The organism is Jejubacter calystegiae, assembly GCF_005671395.1.
In the GTDB taxonomy this organism is placed as follows: domain Bacteria; phylum Pseudomonadota; class Gammaproteobacteria; order Enterobacterales; family Enterobacteriaceae; genus Jejubacter; species Jejubacter calystegiae.
The window spans coordinates 4475501-4491470 of sequence record NZ_CP040428.1 but is presented as its reverse complement, the minus strand read 5'-3'; the positions used below and the strand labels follow the sequence as shown (position 1 = coordinate 4491470).

The following is a 15970-nucleotide window of genomic DNA, read 5'->3' as shown; positions in this document are numbered from 1 at the left end:
CCGCTATGGACGTTTTGCTCCATAATTATTAGCAATTTAACAACATCAGAAAGGTAGGTAATTTTGGCCGGGGGTAGTCTGTTAACGTTACTGGATGATATCGCCACGCTGTTGGATGATATCTCCGTTATGGGGAAAGTCGCCGCGAAGAAAACCGCTGGGGTGCTGGGCGACGATCTGTCGCTGAACGCCCAGCAGGTCACAGGAGTACGCGCCAATCGCGAACTACCGGTGGTGTGGGGCGTCGCTAAAGGCTCGTTTCTGAACAAGTTAATTCTGGTGCCGCTGGCGCTTATTATTAGCGCCTTTGCCCCCTGGGCTATTACGCCATTATTGATGCTGGGTGGGGCGTTTCTCTGTTTTGAGGGGGCTGAGAAAGTCATTCATAGCTTTGCCCACCGTGGAGACAGCAAGTCGGCCGAAGCGCGTCAGCAGCGGCTGGAGACGGTTGCTGCTGGCGATCCGCGCGCTTTTGAACGTGACAAAGTTAAGGGCGCCATTCGCACCGATTTTATTCTGTCGGCGGAAATTGTCGCCATCACCCTGGGCATTGTGGCCGAAGCGCCGCTGCTGAATCAGGTCCTGATACTGGCGGGTGTCGCCATTCTGGTCACCGTTGGGGTGTATGGTCTGGTGGGGCTTATCGTGAAGCTGGACGATATGGGGTACTGGCTGGTGGAGCGACAATCGGCACCGGCGCGTCTGCTGGGGAAAGGGTTACTGGCCCTGGCACCTCTGCTGATGAAGGTGCTGACCATTGTGGGTACTCTGGCGATGTTCCTGGTGGGAGGCGGTATCGTGGTTCACGGCATTCCCGTGCTGCACCACCTGATCGAGCAGTGGAGCGCGATGGGCGGTGCCGTGGTGGCCGCTGTGCTGCCACAACTGATGAATCTGGTTATCGGTTTTATTCTGGGCGCGGTACTGCTGTTACTGATTTCGTTGTTCAACCGGATGCGCGGCAAGTCCGACCACTGAGCAATCAGAAAAAAATAGGGAATTTTCCCTAAGCAAAAGCCGCTTTTCCTGGCTATACCTGAATAACTTTTTTCAGACAGGAGACGGCAATGCTGTTTATGATCGGAGATGAGGTCAGACATAAAAGCGGCGGCCAGAGGATGATTGTCACCGGCATCTCCAGCGGAATGGTGGAATGCCGCTGGTATGATGGCCGCAGCGTCAGGCGTGAAGCCTTCCATGAGAATGAACTGCAGCCAGAACACCTGGATGCGCGGGTGGAAGTGCGCGCCTGAGTTTTACCCCATTATCATGTTGTCAGCGCGCTGTGGGATTTGGGGCAGCGCGCTGAAGCCTGTGCGTTATACCGGGCTCTACAAAACTTTGCATTTTTAGCGCTTTTTCATAAGAAGTTTCTTGCCGTTAGTGCGCTAAGTTTCTGACATAATAGACTCCCCACGTTTTCGATGCGTTTAACAATGCTTGATACAGCGCGTTTGGGAGCCCACTCAAATCAGGGAGTGCTGTCGTGTTAGCGGATCGCAGTCAGCGAAAATCGTTTTTCAAAAATCCGCGCCGGGTTGTTAACATTTGCTTCACTTTCGTGTTTATCTGCTCGACGCTTCTCACATGGCGTGAAATGGCGGTACTGGAAGATGCCTGGATCTCAAACCAGCGTAATAGCCTTGATAATGTCGCCACCGCACTCGACAGGCAGCTTCAGCACAGCGTAGACAACTTGTTGTTTTATCGAAATATTATGAGTTATGCGCTACGCTATCCCATCTCTACCGATAAAAGTCGTCAGGCTATGGCCGATTTTGAGCGCCAGCGTACCCACGAACACTGGCAGATTAAGCTGGATGTGAACCGCAGTATGCCCCTTAACGGCGTTTCCGATGAATTTGTCGGCACCAGTGGGCTGCTATTGCGCGATGCCGACTACCTTCACGGAGAATTGAGCGGGGCGCTGGAGTTTAGCTATATCCTGCAACTGTCCGACAACAGCCGCGATCTTCAGCATCGTACCTATTATGTCTCCCGGGCCGGGTTTTATATCTCCAGCCGTCCGCCACGCAATGATGAACAGTTGGTATCCCGCTACTATCGCCAGGTGGCGCGGCCGTATTTCGCGCAGCATTCAGAGCGCTACAACAAGGGTAGGGGGCTTATCTGGGATCACACCTGGGATCCGACCCGTGGCGGCGATCAGGTGATCACCGCCAGCGTGCCGCTCGATTATGAACATCGCTGGTACGGCGTGCTGGCGATGGACTTTACCATTGACTCTATGCACCAGTTTCTGCAGCGTGCGCTACAGGACGGGAATGAGGGTGTGGTACTGCTTTACGATCGCAAATTTAATGCGATTGCCACCAGTGCCGATGCGATGCCGGAAGGCAAAATGTTTACCCCTACCCAGTTGGCCCAGTTGGCCAGAGCGATGGAGAGCAAGAACGAAGGGGAGATACGCATGGCCCACAGTGTCGTCACCTGGGATAAACTCAACAATTTCGACGGCGTGCTGGTGAAGATTCACTCACTGGACGAAGGGATACGCGGCGAATTCGGGCGTATCAGCGTCGTACTGGGCCTGTTGTGGGTGCTGTTCAGCGCGATGTTGGGCGGCTCCTGGCTGCTGATTCATCGGTTGGTTAAAAATATGATGAATCTGCAAAGTACCCTGAGCTGGCGCGCCAACTACGATACCCTGACCCGGCTCTATAATCGCGGCGCTTTCTTCGATCAGGCGCAGTACCTGGCGGACTACTGTCGCCAGAGTGGACAATCCTTTGCGGTGATTCAGCTCGATCTTGACCACTTTAAGAGCATTAATGACCGCTTTGGCCATGATTCCGGGGATCGGGTTCTGGCCAGTGCTGGCGCTATTCTTAGCGCCTCACTGCGCGGTGATGATATTGCCGGTCGTATTGGCGGTGAGGAGTTCTGCGTTGTCTTACCGGGCTCTTCCCTGAGCCAGGCCAGCGCGGTCGCCGAACGGATACGTGAGCGTATTAACGGCAAGGAGATTCTGGTGCGTAGCGGGCAGACGCTGCACATTAGCGCTTCATTCGGCGTGAGCTGCTCACAGGAGCACGGCGACTATGATTTTGAACATCTGCAGTCTATTGCGGACGGGCGCCTGTACAAGGCTAAAGAGGGCGGTCGCAACCGCGTTTGCGATAGCGATTAACGGAGCAGGCTAACAGGCATCGGTTTCAGCGGGCAAATGAGCTTTAGGTGCGATTTCTGCGCCTTATTGCCCCTTACCGGGTATTAGCTGAATCCTTTCATGTCTGATGCTGGCGCCACAGGCAGATGTGCACAACATTAAACCTGAGAATATTCTTAAACCAGGGTAAATCTTATTAGGATAAAAAACTGGTTAAAACGGTGTAAGCCTGCATGAAACTTGGGGATTAGACGTATTTGCCCGATAATGTGAAAAGGTAAGCCGTTTTTTTGTGGAAACTTATCCTTGTCTTACAAAAAATTTGCAGATATGTTTGACGCACATCAGATTTCCTGGTGTGACGAATTTTCAAGTGCTTTCTTGCATAACTGCAAGTTTCATCCCGGCCCCGGCCGGGATGTTTTTCTTCAGCTGTTAATCTCTGTGACGCTGAAATCCTTAATATCCAGCTCAAAGGCTTCCGCCAGTTCACCCCAGGTATGTGACATTCTGCCATCCACGCTAACGCGTTGCGGATCGTCGGCGCTACCGGCAAAGCGCACCTCGCTTTCGCTGATTTCGTTGATCGCCGCCAGCAGTGCATCAACATCGACGTCAGAATCGGTTTTCGCGCTCTTCATACCTTGCTCCTGATTTGCCGGTTTACCCAATTAACAGTATAGCTGACAGGGATATGGCCGCGCGTTTGATAGCCTGAACTTTGACGTCGATCGGCGTGGCGGGCACCTGTGCAAACTGGGGCATGCGGGTTAAAATCGTATCTGGACAGGTGAGTAACGTATTGGCAACTCAGGAGGATGAAGTCTATGCAGGTTAACGATCGGGTAACGGTTAAAACCGATGGCGGTCCGCGCCGACCAGGGCGGGTTCTGGCCATTGAAGAGTTTAGTGAAGGCACCATGTTTCTGGTGTCGCTGGAGGATTACCCGATGGGCATCTGGTTCTTTAATGATAAAGGACACCCGGACGGTATTTTTGTTGAAAAGGCGGAGTAACTCCGCCTGAAGTTCCGAAACGAGCCAGCCAGTTTGCCGTTCGGAAATCGTACCAGGCCGCTGCTGATACTGGCTTAATCTCTCACGGCCATAAGCAATAAGCCAGGGTTCGGTATCAGTCCACGGGCATCGCAATAGGATCCGGGCTGAGGTTCGAGCCAGGGCAGTGGTTGTCTTTAGCGCATATTAACGAAGATCCCATTGGTTACGTTGTCCGCAAGGCGCACGACGTGATAGATAACCTGTTTATTATGGGTCTTGATTTTCCGTTTGATATTGCCTTTATGTGACGAGACTGTCTTTGCTTTAATATTCATCTGATCTGATATCTGAATAGTATCCTGACCCGACATCCACATACGTAACATGCTGGATTCGGTTCGGCTTAAAGACAGGGTAGGCAAATTGATATTCCGGATACACTGCTCATCTTTTGTTAAATAATTGCCAAGAATTTCATCAAGTGATTCAGGTTTAATCGATTTAGAGCTAATTAGTAGATTTTTGCGCACCAGCAGATATTCATCAAAATGAATATTGGCAATCGCCATGAAGACAATGAAAAGGGTCTCCGGATGCTGATTAATGATCTGCTTAATGTGCTGGCTACTTTCTGAATCGTGGATGAAACAGTCCTCATTAATAAACACCACGTGAGGATGTCGTGATGCACAGGTTTCTTCCAACTCGCTCGCCGTTTCCACGTCGACTATCTGCCGTTTTCTCACCCCGCGACTGACCAGGTAACCGGTGAGCCCCAGTCGGGTGTAGCTGCATAAGTCCATAATAATCGTTGACATAGCAAACCCTCACTAAACGCGTTATCCGTTAAAGCACAACGATACCGGGATAATGTTTCATCTAATCCGCATACCTGAGATCCTCAGACACCGGCAAAAACCAGGAATGATGAACGGGGCCGCTAAATATGGATCCAAACACCAGCACAGAGAGCCGTAGCGCACGGTGCTGAAGCATTTCAGGCGCCAACACTATCCCGTAAAGTTACGTATAATTTGCCAGGAAAGTTCTCAAAGTAAAGTAAATGTTGCGTTATGTGAAGAGTCTTAAATCATTTAATCCCCGTCAGATATATCCTGGGGAGTATTATTAAAAATCAACTTTAGGATTTTCCTTACTTTAGATGATTAAGACCATACAAAACCGGTGGGTTAGTGTTGTGATTTAATTGCTATCGATATCTGAAAAATAAGCTAAGCTGATGACTCTTCTTTTTATTACAGCCAGCCATTGTCGGAGGATTCTCTTTGTTGGCCGACATTCAGCCGCATTTCGCGGCAGAATCATCAGCATAGCGGGAATTTAGGCTTAATTCCCGGCGTGAAATCCGTTAGATTGGGGAGATGAGTCGGGAAGTGGGTTCCCGGCGACAGTCACTGAGAGCGCGCATGGATCCCCGGCAGACCATTATCGAAAACTATCCGCAACTGACGCCCGAACTGCAGCGCGCTGCTGCTTTTACTCTGGAGCACGTCAATGAGCTGGTGGTGCTTTCGATGCGCGCCTTTGCCGCCCAGGCGGGGGTGAGGCCGGCCACGCTGCTGCGGCTGGCCCAGCGTCTGGGATTTGACGGCTGGGTGGAGTTGAAGCACAGCTTTATCGCCGATCTGGGGCTGGGGGGAGAAACCTACGGCGCCAGGGCCCAGAAACTGGTGCGCGACGGTACCCACAGCCTGCGTGAACAGATGTTCGGTGCTCAGGCGCAAAACCTGGCGCTGGGGCGCGAACAGAATCGTGACGCCATGGAGCAGGCGGTATCACTGATGGAATCGGCCCAACAGGTCTATGTTTGTGGCTTTCGCGCCAGCTTTCCTATTGCCTGGTCACTGTATTATGTCTGGCGCCTGTTTCATCGCCGGGTCTCATTGATTGATGGCTTCGCCAATAATGATGAGATGTTCACCCGGGATTTTGGCCCTGAAGATACCCTGGTGATTATCGGTTTTGCCCCCTATTCGCGAGAAACGCTGCAGGTGCTGGATGCGGCAAAGCGTGCTGGCGCGAAAGTGGTGGCTCTGAGCGACTCGCCTCTGTCTCCGCTGGCGCAGCAGGCAGATTCCCGGCTCTACTTCTCAACCGAGAGCCCGTCTTTTTTTCCATCGGTGGTCTCCGGCATCAGTATTGCCGAATGCCTGCTGGCGATGCTGGTAGCGCGCCATGGCAGTGAGGCGGTAGAGCGCATCGAAGAGACCGAGCGCTGGCTATTTGAGTCGGGCGCCTACGTCACGGCGGGGAAAAAAACTGATGAGCGGGGGTGATTCGGGGGAGAGGCCGCTGTCGTCAGATAGCGGCTTTTTTTGTTTATCGATTTGATTCATATGGATCAAAAATAAATTGACGAGAGTCATATGGATCTTCCAGGATAGAAAGTGAACCCATCATCTGTCTCAACGGATATCACTATGTCTCACATCATCCATCGCAGTCTTGCGGGTACACCTCCGGTAGCGGCGGCCGCTCAGGGTATCTGGATCACCGACGCTAACGGTAAACGCTATCTGGACGCTTGCGGCGGTGCCGCCGTCTCCTGCCTGGGCCACGGGCATCCCGATGTACTGGCGGCGTTGCACGCGCAGATAGACAAGCTGGCGTACGCCCATACCGGCTTTTTTACCAGCGATGCCGCAGAAGGGCTGGCGAAACACCTGGCGGCCCATGCGCCGGGCGACCTGACGCACTGCTATTTTGTTTCCGGCGGTTCAGAGGCCATTGAAACGGCGCTTAAGCTGGCGCGTCAGTATTTTGTGGAGCTCGGCGAGCCTGAACGTACCACCTTTATCGCCCGGCGACAGAGCTATCACGGCAATACTCTGGGCGCGCTGGCGGTGGGCGGCAATGAGTGGCGTCGCCGCCAGTTTGCCCCGCTGCTGATGGACGTGGTACGGGTTTCCGCCTGTAATGAGTATCGGGACCGGGCTGCGGACGAAAGCCAGGAGCAATATACTGCGCGTCTGCTGAATGAACTGGAGCAGGCGATTCTCGATGCCGGGCCGCAGACCATTATTGGCTTTGTGGCCGAAACGGTCGTGGGGGCCACCAGCGGCGCGATACCGCCAACGCCGGGCTATCTGGCTGGCGTTCGTCGGCTGTGCGATAAATACGGCATTCTCTATATCGCCGATGAGGTGATGTGCGGCATGGGACGTACCGGCACGCTATACGCCTTTGAACAGGATGGCGTGGTGCCGGATATCGTGGCGATGGCTAAAGGGCTGGGAGGCGGCTATCAGCCTATAGGCGCGGTGATCGCCAGCGACAAAGTACTGGCACCGTTACGTACCGGCAGCGGCCTGTTCCAGCATGGCCATACTTATATCTGCCACCCCACGGCGGCAGCGGCGGCCCTGGCCGTTCAGCAGGTGATTCAGCGCGATAATCTGCTGGTTCAGGTGCAGGAGCGCGGCGCTCAACTGGCTGCACTGCTGCGTGAAGCACTGGGCGACAACCCCTTTGTCGGCGATATTCGCGGCCGCGGACTCTTTATGGGCGTGGAACTGGTGCGCGATCGCGAAACTAAAACGCCTTTCGACCCAGCACTGAAGCTGCATGTCGCCATAAAGCGCCACTGTCTGGCCCGCGGGCTGATGGTCTATCCGATGGGCGGTACTCTGGATGGCAGACAGGGTGACCACGTACTGCTGGCGCCGCCCTTTATTATTTCGCCGCAGCAGACGGAACAGGTGGTTACGCACCTGACGGCGGCGATCCGTGAAGAGACAGAGAAAGCAGCAGGAGTGCAATGATGACGACCAACCGCATGCCGCCGCTGGCGGAGGACGCGTGGAGCGACGAACAGCGCGCGCTGGCGCAGGAGATGATTAACGGCCCGCGCGGCGCGCTGCTACCGCCGTTTGAACCGCTGCTGCGCAGCCCGGAGCTGATGGCTCACGCTCAGCGGATGGGGGAGTATCTGCGCTACCGTAGCGCTATCGGTCAGCGCCTGTCGGAGCTGGCGATCCTGGTCACCGCCCGTCACTGGTCCCAGCCGGTGGAATGGGCGATTCACGCCCCGATTGCCGAAGCGCAGGGTATCGACCTTCGGGACATCAGGGCGATTAATGCCGGAGATGAACCACAGACGCTGAAAGCGGACGAACGGCTGGTGTGGCGCTTTTGTCAGGAGCTGCACGGCGAGCGGCGGGTTAGCGATGAAACCTGGCAGCAGGCGGTGGCGCAGTTTGATGAAAAAGGGGTGATGGATTTAGTGGGTCTGTGTGGCTACTATGCGTTTTTGTCGATGGTGATGAACGCCGCCCGTACGCCCGCTCCCGCCAGTACGGCAGAGCCGCTAATGGTCAGGGAGGCTGAATGAAGCAGCTACGGATACAGGGGACGGCATGGCAGATCGGACGCCAGCTTGGCGAATTCGGGCGCGACGCCTGGCATCAGAAGATCATTGTCACCGGGTTGTGGCAGCGAATCGTTCCCCTTATCGGCTCGCCCCAGGCCATGGAACTGGCGGCGGCCACCCGTGCTCGTTTCCCGGAGGTGATGGCGGAGCTGGAAGGTATGGCAGAAGGGCTACAGGCTGACCCGCTGGCAGTTTTTGCCTGGAACTGCCGCGGTGATTTGTTGCCTTCGACTTCCGACGGTTGCACCACGCTGTTCGGACGCGATGCACAAGGGCGGATTATTATCGCGCATAACGAAGATGGTCTGCCGCCGCTGCGCGATGGCTGCGCGCTGGTCAGGGTGGAACCGACCGAAGGGCCAGGCTTTACCAGCTTTGCTTATCCGGGATCGCTATGCGGTCACACTTTTGCCGTGAATGATGCAGGCCTGGTGAATACCGTCAATAACATTCGCGCCAGCCATCGCCCCAGGGGGTTGCCGCGTCAGATCCTGGGGCGGGCATCGCTGAATGCCCGGGATCTGAACGGCGCGCTGGTGATCCTGACCGGCGAAGCGCGAGCTGGCGCTTTCCATCACACGCTGGCCCAGGCCGGTTCGCCGTTGCTCTACAGCGTGGAAGCCTGCGGCGATAGCTGCTCGGTGGAAGAGGTGGTGAATGTGGGCGGTCATGCCAATCATCTGGTGCATGGCGCCCAGGGGCGGGTGGCGCAGCGTATTACCGACAGCTCCGCCGCGCGTCAGCGTAGGGTGAATGACTGGCTGGCCGAGAGCCCGGAAAAGACGCTCAGCGAGCAGTTGGCGCTGGCGCTGTTAAGCGATACTTCGAATCCGACCTTGCCTGTCTGGCGTCAGGCGCCTGACGATCCCGATGAGGAAAATACCCTGGCGACGGCCATTTTCTGTCTGAGTGAGGAAGGGGTGAGCTGGAATATCTGGGAAAGCGATCGCGCCATCCCGTCGCTAAGCGGCAGGATGGCGCTTGTTGAACACAACTAGCGCTGAATCAGATAGCGGATTGTCGGACCATCCTGCTGGATGTCCAGCACGGTGTAGCCGTGATTCCGGGCATCCTGCGGGATGTTATTGATCGATTGCGGACAGTCGCTGATGACTTCAAGAACCTCGCCTTTTTTCAACTGCGGCATTGCCTCAAGGGTGGCGACAGCAGGATAAGGGCAGGGTTCGCCCACCATATCCAGACGGTAGTCGGGAACGATTGACTGACTCACAGGCTCTCCTTAACCGGACGGGCACCGGCGTTGTGACGGCGGAAAAAGCGTTTTTCCCAGCCGATAATTAACATCAGGGCGGCAAACAGCAGCAGCCAGGTCATCATCAGGCCGCCCTGGGGACCGAAAACGGTCAGCAGGTTAACTTTGTCCCACGAAGTGGCAAGCGCGGGGGAGATCTCGTCCCAGACCAGCGCCAGTAGGGTGGAGCCCAGCACGTTGCCGATACCGACCCACCAGAAGTGCACCTGGCCTTCCACGGCCCGGTACATCCAGCCGGTTTCGCAGCCTCCCGCCAGTACGATGCCAAAGCCAAACAGCAAACCGCCCAGTACGGCATTAGGGCCGGCCCACATGATTTTCGGCGCTACGCCGAGCTGCACATAGCTGTAGATGCCAATGGCGCTGACGGCCATCCCCAGGATAATAGCCTTTGCCATCTGGGTGCGGCCGGTGATCCACAGATCGCGAAAAGCGGAAGTAAAGCAGATCTGCGCCCGTTCAATCAGCAGGCCGAACCCGACGCCAAACAGCATCGCCAGCCCGAGCTTCGGTTGATTCATGGCGGTGAGAGCGGCCCAGCCCAGCATACCGATAAATACCAGCATTCCAATACGGAAACGGCGTCGCGCCTGATCCGGCCGTTGGGTCAGGGGAGAAGCTGCGCTGACTTTTTTCAGCTTTACCGGCACGCGGAACATCGGCAGCAGCGTAAAGCGCGCTCCGGCCCAGGAGCCAATGGCGGTCGCCACCGCAAAAAACCAGGCGTGAAGCGAAAACTGCGGAATACCGGTAAAGAAGGCCGCCAGGTTACAGCCCATGGCCAGCCGGGCGCCGAAACCGGCGATAATACCGCCCAGCAGCGCCTGGAGAATTCGAACCCGGTGCTGGGGCAGGCGCAGTTTAATATTATTGGCCCACAGCGCGGCGGCGAAACAGCCGCCGAACATACCGATAATCATCACGCCGTCAATGCGGGTCAGGGGAGAGCCTTCCAGGCCAATTAACTGAAAGTAACCCCAGTTTTCGGTATGGACGCCGAACAGCTGTAGCAGTTCACCGCCCCAGCGGGTAAATTCGCCAGTGACGGCCCAGAAGGTGCCGGTAATACCGAAATACCAGGTAGAGAGAACGCCGGCGGCAATCACGGCGGGGAGGGGGGACCAGAATTTGATCAGATAATGTTGTCGGAATTCATTCCATGACATAGGCAATAACCTCTGAACTCAGAAGGATGTTGTAAAAACAAGGAATCATACGCCGGTGGCGCGGTGGAAATAGCAAAAAATGTAAAAAAGACGCGTACGATCAATTTTTCCTGCGGCGCGGTTGGGGCTGGCGGGGCTAACGCTTTAATGCCAAAATAAAATTTTGCCGCATTCGGGATGAATCATGAAAAAGTTACTTCTACCGCTGGCGCTGGTGGCGCTGAGTGGCTGTGTGCAGGTGGACAACTATAGCGAGGTGATCAAACACCCTGCGCCGGCAGGGCTGGCGGGTTACTGGCAGTCTCAAGGCCCGCAGAGCGAAATGGTGAGCCCCGAAGCGATTGCCAGTCTGGTAGTCACGCCGGAAGGGGATACTCTGGAGTGCCGCCAGTGGCAGCGTCTGATTGCGCTACCAGGCAAGCTGATGCAGCGTTCAGACTCGCTCTATAATGTGACCATTAAACGCGAGGTTTACGACGTTGAGCGCCAGGGGGATACCCTGGAATATGCCGGTATGACGCTACGTCGGGTCGATCGTCTGACCGACGAGTGCGCTGACTACCTGGAAAAACATCCGCTGGGACAGCCGATTGACGAGCAGGATGCCAAAGCGGCTATCGAGGCCACTAAACCGGCCGCGACTCAGTCCGGCGGCACTCTGGGCCTGGGCGGAGGCAGCAATAGCGCCACTACACTCAGCCAGTCAGAAGGAGAAGAAGAGAGTAATGCGGCAACCGTCGGTCCTTGAGTCTCTTAGTCTGTAATGGAATAAGATATAACCCGCGGTGATTTTGATTTCCGCGCGTTACCTTCGACAATGTAACGCATTCTACTTTTTCAGGGGTGAATATGAAATTTGCACACTTTGGCCGCCAGGCGCTGATGAGCGTGATGGCGGTGGCCCTGGTCGCCGGTATTAATACCCAGACTTTCGCGGCTGAAAATCTACTTAATAAAGTGAAAGAGCGCGGTAGCCTGACCGTGGGGCTGGAAGGTACCTATCCTCCTTTCAGCTTCCAGGGTAATGACGGCAAACTGACCGGTTTCGAAGTGGAGTTTGCCGAGGATCTGGCGAAACACCTGGGCGTTAAAGCATCGCTGAAGCCCACCAAATGGGACGGCATGCTGGCCTCGCTGGACTCGAAGCGTATCGACGTGGCGATTAACCAGGTGACGATCTCGCCGGAACGCCAGAAAAAGTATGATTTCTCCACCCCTTATACCGTTTCCGGTATCCAGGCGTTGGTGAAGAAGGGCAATGAAGGCAGCATCACCAAACCCGAAGATCTGAAGGGCAAAAAGGTCGGTGTGGGTCTGGGTACCAACTATGAAGCCTGGCTGCGTGAAAATGTACCGGGCGTGGATGTACGTACCTACGATGACGATCCCACCAAGTATCAGGATCTGCGCGTGGGGCGTATTAACGTGATTCTGGTGGACCGCCTGGCGGCGTTGGATCTGGTGAAGAAAACCAACAACACCCTGGCGGTTGCCGGGCAGCCGTTCTCGCATCTGGAATCTGGTGTGGCGCTGCGTAAGGGCAATCCGGAACTGCTGGCCGCCATCAATAAGGCCATCGAAGAGATGAAACAGGACGGTAGCCTGGCGAAAATCTCCGAGAAGTGGTTTGGCGCCGACGTTACCAAATAATCGCCGCTCAGAACAAAAGGCGCTGCTACAGCGCCTTTTTTGTGGTCGCATGTGACGCACGCTAATTTTTCATCTGGCTGAGACTGGGTTACAGTAGCGCGCGTTTTTTACCTTATTTCGCAAGTTATACAGGCCAACGAACCCGGCAGCCAGCCGTTTATCGCCGCCTGCCTGCGGAGGAAATATGTCCCTCGATCAACTCGCCCGTTTCCCGCGTCTGGAACTGGTTGGCGCGCCAACGCCGCTGGAATTTCTGCCGCGTCTTTCCGACCATCTGGGTCGGGAGATCTATATTAAACGTGATGATGTCACCCCGATGGCGATGGGTGGCAATAAGCTGCGCAAGCTGGAATTTCTGGCAGCCCAGGCGCTGCGCGAAGGGGCTGATACTCTGGTGACCGCCGGGGCGATTCAGTCCAACCACGTGCGCCAGACGGCGGCGGTGGCGGCAAAACTGGGGCTGCACTGCGTGGCGCTGCTGGAAAATCCCATCGCCACCCGGCAGGAGAACTACCTGACCAACGGTAACCGCCTGCTGCTGGAGCTGTTTCAGGTGCAGGTGGAGATGTGCGACGCGTTGGATGACCCGGCGGCTCAACTGGAGGCGCTGGCCACCCGCATCGAGGCCCAGGGATTCCGCCCTTGCGTGGTGCCGGTGGGGGGCTCCAGTGCGTTGGGCTCTTTGGGCTATGTGGCCTGCGCCCAGGAGATTGCCGACCAGTGCGAAGGGGCGGTGGCGCTTTCGTCAGTGGTGGTGGCATCGGGAAGCGCCGGAACTCAGGCGGGGCTGGCGGTGGGGCTGGAGCAACTGATGCCGGAAACCCGGCTAATTGGCGTTACCGTTTCGCGCAGCGTTGAACAACAACTGCCAAAAGTGGTGCGGCTCCAGCACGATATCGGCGCCAGCCTTGATCTGGTACCGCGTGCGCCGATTCACCTGTGGGATGACTATTTCGCCCCGGGTTACGGATTCCCGAACGATGCCGGTCAGGAGGCGATCAAACTGCTGGCCGCCCTGGAGGGGATCGTGCTGGATCCGGTCTATACCGCCAAGGCGATGGCGGGCCTGATTGATGGTATCACCGAGGGCCGCTTTCCGAATGACGGGCCGATCCTGTTCATTCATACCGGTGGGGCGCCCGCGCTGTTCGCCTATCACCCCCATATTTAAAACTCAGGAAGTCACATCACAATGCAAGAAAGTTTTCATCTGGTCATTGAATCGCTGCCGTTCCTGCTCAGGGGTGCCGTCTTTACGCTGCAACTGAGCCTTGGCGGCATGTTCTTTGGGCTACTTCTGGGGTTCTTGCTGGCGCTGATGCGGCTGTCCAGCTTCTGGCCGCTGTCGTGGCTTTCACGCTTCTATGTCTCGATCTTCCGCGGTACGCCGCTGATCGCGCAGCTGTTTATGATCTACTACGGCTTACCGCAGTTCGGCATTGAGCTGGATCCGATGCCGGCGGCGATGATTGGCCTGTCGCTGAATACCGCGGCTTATACCTCGGAAACGCTGCGCGCCGCCATCGCCTCTATTGAAAAAGGGCAGTGGGAAGCGGCGGCCAGTCTGGGGATGACCCGCTGGCAGACCATGCGCCGGGCGATTCTGCCACAGGCCGGGCGGGTGGCGCTGCCGCCGCTCAGCAACAGCTTTATCGGTCTGGTGAAGGATACGTCGCTGGCGGCCACCATTCAGGTGCCGGAGCTGTTCCGTCAGGCGCAACTGATTACCTCGCGTACTCTGGAGGTGTTCACCATGTATCTGGCGGCCTCGCTTATCTACTGGGTCATGGCGACGGCGCTTTCCGCGCTGCAGAACTACTTTGAAAATCAGCTTAACCGTCAGGAGCGTGAACCGAAATGAGTGCGATAGAGGTGAAAGCGCTGGTTAAATCCTTCCACGGCCAGCGGGTGCTGCACGGCATCGATCTGGAGGTAGAAAGCGGCGAAGTGGTGGCGATTATCGGCCCCAGCGGCTCGGGTAAAACTACGCTGCTGCGCAGCATCAATCTGCTGGAACAGCCGGACAGTGGCAGCATCCGGGTGGGGGATATCGCCATCGATGCTGGTCGTTCCCTCGGCAAGCAGCGCGAGCAGGTACGCCTGCTGCGACAGCATGTCGGTTTCGTGTTCCAGAACTTCAATTTATTTCCACACCGTACCGTGCTGGAGAACATTATTGAAGGACCGGTCATCGTTAAGGGGGAATCAAAGCAGGAGGCCAGTACCCGGGCCCGCGAACTGCTGGCGAAGGTTGGCCTGGGCGGAAAAGAAGAGAGTTATCCTCGACGGCTGTCCGGCGGCCAGCAGCAGCGCGTCGCCATTGCCCGCGCGTTGGCTATGCGCCCGGAGGTGATTCTGTTTGATGAACCGACATCGGCGCTCGATCCCGAGCTGGTGGGGGAGGTGCTGAGCACCATGCGTCAACTGGCCGAAGAGAAGCGTACGATGGTTATCGTGACGCATGAGATGAGCTTTGCCAGAGATGTGGCGGATCGCGCTATTTTCATGGATCAGGGACGTATTATCGAACAGGGACCCGCGAAGCAGCTGTTTTCCAATCCACAGCAGCCGCGTACTCAGCAGTTCCTGGAAAAATTTCTGATGCAATAAATAACGATAGAGCCACCTTCCGGTGGCTCCGCTTGCACGGAGGCGAAACAAAGTTGGCGAAAAAAATAACGGCTTTTTATTTTACTTTATTAGGAAATAAATTGTTCTTTATTTGTAACTAACCGTAAAAGGCTGAAGGCGAAACCGCCTTCAGCGCAGCGCCAGGGTTACTGACGGTATGCCTGCTTTATCTGGTTAACCGTATTGGTGAACACTTCGGCGTGCGCTTTATCTTCCATCTGCGCAATCTCTTTTTCCATTTTGATAATGACTTTTCCGGCGTCTGCCTGACCCATGGCTTTCAGCATCTGGGTAAACAGCGCTTTCAGGCAACTTACTTCAAGGGCCAGTTGCTGGGCGTTATCCGCAGTAGAAAAATCCGGCGTGCTCATCTTTATTCCTCTTTCTTTCGATTGATACTGCGCTCAAACGGCGCCGACGCAAGCATCCGAGTATATCACAAACTCATAAGAAACCATGCGTAGCCGCGCCGTACGTGGCGAGCCGAATCGGCCATGGGAGACAGCGACCGCACTTTACGCCTTGCTCATGGCAGAAATAATTGTTTCAATTTGGTTTTTATATGGTTAATTAAAGGTAAGGGGAAGAGTCTTCAGTGAGTAAAAATGTCTTTTTCTGACTGATGTAATGTATTTATTGCATAACTATTTTCTTTTGATATCGGATAGATCTACCCCGGGAACGTTTGCGTTACTTTTATTTTATGGATAGCCGATACTGTGTGGCGCTCAG

Annotated in this window: 17 protein-coding genes and 1 pseudogene; 13 read left to right on the top strand and 5 right to left on the bottom strand. The window is 55.6% G+C overall.

The genetic code is table 11. From position 1 onward, the window contains the following. The first annotated feature begins 63 nt into the window (after positions 1-63). The 3 genes from FEM41_RS21065 (at position 64) to dgcQ (ending at position 3151) form a co-directional block, all read left to right on the top strand. On the top strand, positions 64-978 hold the full coding sequence (locus FEM41_RS21065) for a DUF808 family protein (protein WP_138098126.1): 915 nt from the start codon (positions 64-66) through the stop codon (positions 976-978). 89 nt (positions 979-1067) lie between these two features. Further along, positions 1068-1253 carry a YodC family protein gene (locus FEM41_RS21060; protein ID WP_138098124.1) on the top strand — a complete coding sequence of 62 codons (186 nt, stop codon included), beginning with the start codon at positions 1068-1070 and terminating at the stop codon, positions 1251-1253. A 233-nt stretch (positions 1254-1486) separates the two neighbouring features. After that, positions 1487-3151, top strand: coding sequence for a cellulose biosynthesis regulator diguanylate cyclase DgcQ (dgcQ, locus tag FEM41_RS21055; RefSeq protein WP_138098122.1), 1665 nt, complete (start codon positions 1487-1489; stop codon positions 3149-3151). Between the two features lie 407 nt (positions 3152-3558). Here the strand turns inward: dgcQ and FEM41_RS21050 are convergent, their stop codons facing one another. After that, the gene (locus FEM41_RS21050) at positions 3559-3771 is read right to left on the bottom strand and encodes a DUF2525 domain-containing protein (RefSeq protein WP_138098120.1); all 213 of its coding nucleotides are present in this window, start codon (positions 3769-3771) and stop codon (positions 3559-3561) included. A 186-nt stretch (positions 3772-3957) separates the two neighbouring features. On the opposite strand from FEM41_RS21050, the gene dsrB reads away from it, so the two are divergent. Then, positions 3958-4146: a protein DsrB gene (dsrB, locus tag FEM41_RS21045; protein ID WP_175342250.1), complete on the top strand. Its 189-nt coding sequence runs from the start codon at positions 3958-3960 to the stop codon at positions 4144-4146. Between the two features lie 176 nt (positions 4147-4322). On the opposite strand, the gene rcsA is transcribed toward dsrB, so the two are convergent. Continuing rightward, a complete protein-coding gene (gene rcsA / locus FEM41_RS21040; RefSeq protein ID WP_138098116.1) occupies positions 4323-4946 on the bottom strand; it encodes a transcriptional regulator RcsA in 624 nt (207 codons plus the stop codon). Between the two features lie 609 nt (positions 4947-5555). On the opposite strand from rcsA, the gene FEM41_RS21035 reads away from it, so the two are divergent. From FEM41_RS21035 to FEM41_RS21020, 4 genes are all read left to right on the top strand, one after another. After that, positions 5556-6425 carry a MurR/RpiR family transcriptional regulator gene (locus FEM41_RS21035; protein WP_138099286.1) on the top strand — a complete coding sequence of 290 codons (870 nt, stop codon included), beginning with the start codon at positions 5556-5558 and terminating at the stop codon, positions 6423-6425. 144 nt (positions 6426-6569) lie between these two features. Next, positions 6570-7910, top strand: coding sequence for an aspartate aminotransferase family protein (locus tag FEM41_RS21030; protein WP_138098114.1), 1341 nt, complete (start codon positions 6570-6572; stop codon positions 7908-7910). Beyond that, positions 7907-8479, top strand: a complete 573-nt coding sequence (locus tag FEM41_RS21025) for a carboxymuconolactone decarboxylase family protein (RefSeq protein ID WP_241666540.1) — start codon at positions 7907-7909, stop codon at positions 8477-8479. The genes FEM41_RS21030 and FEM41_RS21025 overlap by 4 nt, the downstream gene beginning before the upstream one ends. Continuing rightward, on the top strand, positions 8476-9516 hold the full coding sequence (locus FEM41_RS21020; RefSeq protein WP_138098112.1) for a C45 family autoproteolytic acyltransferase/hydrolase: 1041 nt from the start codon (positions 8476-8478) through the stop codon (positions 9514-9516). The genes FEM41_RS21025 and FEM41_RS21020 overlap by 4 nt, the downstream gene beginning before the upstream one ends. Here FEM41_RS21020 and yedF read toward each other — a convergent pair. Both yedF and yedE read right to left on the bottom strand, forming a co-directional pair. Further along, complete coding sequence (gene yedF / locus FEM41_RS21015) at positions 9513-9713, bottom strand: sulfurtransferase-like selenium metabolism protein YedF (protein ID WP_154776040.1); 201 nt, start codon at positions 9711-9713, stop codon at positions 9513-9515. The genes FEM41_RS21020 and yedF overlap by 4 nt on opposite strands. 32 nt (positions 9714-9745) lie before the next feature. Then, positions 9746-10957 (bottom strand): selenium metabolism membrane protein YedE/FdhT, encoded by a 1212-nt coding sequence (gene yedE, locus FEM41_RS21010; protein WP_138098106.1) that lies wholly within the window; start codon positions 10955-10957, stop codon positions 9746-9748. 184 nt (positions 10958-11141) lie between these two features. Between yedE and yedD the strand changes: the two are divergent. From yedD to tcyN, 5 genes and pseudogenes are all read left to right on the top strand, one after another. Further along, positions 11142-11549: pseudogene (gene yedD / locus FEM41_RS21005) on the top strand (lipoprotein YedD); the annotation flags it as partial. Between the two features lie 257 nt (positions 11550-11806). Then, complete coding sequence (tcyJ, locus tag FEM41_RS21000) at positions 11807-12607, top strand: cystine ABC transporter substrate-binding protein (RefSeq protein WP_138098104.1); 801 nt, start codon at positions 11807-11809, stop codon at positions 12605-12607. Positions 12608-12791: 184 nt separating this feature from the next. After that, positions 12792-13778 (top strand): D-cysteine desulfhydrase, encoded by a 987-nt coding sequence (gene dcyD / locus FEM41_RS20995; RefSeq protein ID WP_138098103.1) that lies wholly within the window; start codon positions 12792-12794, stop codon positions 13776-13778. A gap of 21 nt (positions 13779-13799) precedes the next feature. Next, complete coding sequence (tcyL, locus tag FEM41_RS20990; RefSeq protein ID WP_138098102.1) at positions 13800-14468, top strand: cystine ABC transporter permease; 669 nt, start codon at positions 13800-13802, stop codon at positions 14466-14468. After that, positions 14465-15217: an L-cystine ABC transporter ATP-binding protein TcyN gene (tcyN, locus tag FEM41_RS20985; RefSeq protein WP_138098101.1), complete on the top strand. Its 753-nt coding sequence runs from the start codon at positions 14465-14467 to the stop codon at positions 15215-15217. Before tcyL ends, tcyN begins: the two co-directional genes overlap by 4 nt. A gap of 167 nt (positions 15218-15384) precedes the next feature. Here the strand turns inward: tcyN and FEM41_RS20980 are convergent, their stop codons facing one another. Continuing rightward, complete coding sequence (locus FEM41_RS20980) at positions 15385-15609, bottom strand: DUF2594 family protein (RefSeq protein ID WP_138098100.1); 225 nt, start codon at positions 15607-15609, stop codon at positions 15385-15387. Positions 15610-15970: the final 361 nt, after the last annotated feature.

Bases quoted from the DNA above. Each gene is read 5' to 3' on its own strand.
- FEM41_RS21060 (WP_138098124.1), top strand. From the start codon at position 1,068: ATGCTGTTTATGATCGGAGATGAGGTCAGACATAAAAGCGGCGGCCAG.
- FEM41_RS21050 (WP_138098120.1), bottom strand. From the start codon at position 3,771: ATGAAGAGCGCGAAAACCGATTCTGACGTCGATGTTGATGCACTGCTG.
- dsrB (WP_175342250.1), top strand. From the start codon at position 3,958: ATGCAGGTTAACGATCGGGTAACGGTTAAAACCGATGGCGGTCCGCGC.
- rcsA (WP_138098116.1), bottom strand. From the start codon at position 4,946: ATGTCAACGATTATTATGGACTTATGCAGCTACACCCGACTGGGGCTC.
- FEM41_RS21035 (WP_138099286.1), top strand. From the start codon at position 5,556: ATGGATCCCCGGCAGACCATTATCGAAAACTATCCGCAACTGACGCCC.
- FEM41_RS21030 (WP_138098114.1), top strand. From the start codon at position 6,570: ATGTCTCACATCATCCATCGCAGTCTTGCGGGTACACCTCCGGTAGCG.
- FEM41_RS21025 (WP_241666540.1), top strand. From the start codon at position 7,907: ATGATGACGACCAACCGCATGCCGCCGCTGGCGGAGGACGCGTGGAGC.
- FEM41_RS21020 (WP_138098112.1), top strand. From the start codon at position 8,476: ATGAAGCAGCTACGGATACAGGGGACGGCATGGCAGATCGGACGCCAG.
- yedF (WP_154776040.1), bottom strand. From the start codon at position 9,713: ATGGTGGGCGAACCCTGCCCTTATCCTGCTGTCGCCACCCTTGAGGCA.
- yedE (WP_138098106.1), bottom strand. From the start codon at position 10,957: ATGTCATGGAATGAATTCCGACAACATTATCTGATCAAATTCTGGTCC.
- tcyJ (WP_138098104.1), top strand. From the start codon at position 11,807: ATGAAATTTGCACACTTTGGCCGCCAGGCGCTGATGAGCGTGATGGCG.
- dcyD (WP_138098103.1), top strand. From the start codon at position 12,792: ATGTCCCTCGATCAACTCGCCCGTTTCCCGCGTCTGGAACTGGTTGGC.
- tcyL (WP_138098102.1), top strand. From the start codon at position 13,800: ATGCAAGAAAGTTTTCATCTGGTCATTGAATCGCTGCCGTTCCTGCTC.
- tcyN (WP_138098101.1), top strand. From the start codon at position 14,465: ATGAGTGCGATAGAGGTGAAAGCGCTGGTTAAATCCTTCCACGGCCAG.
- FEM41_RS20980 (WP_138098100.1), bottom strand. From the start codon at position 15,609: ATGAGCACGCCGGATTTTTCTACTGCGGATAACGCCCAGCAACTGGCC.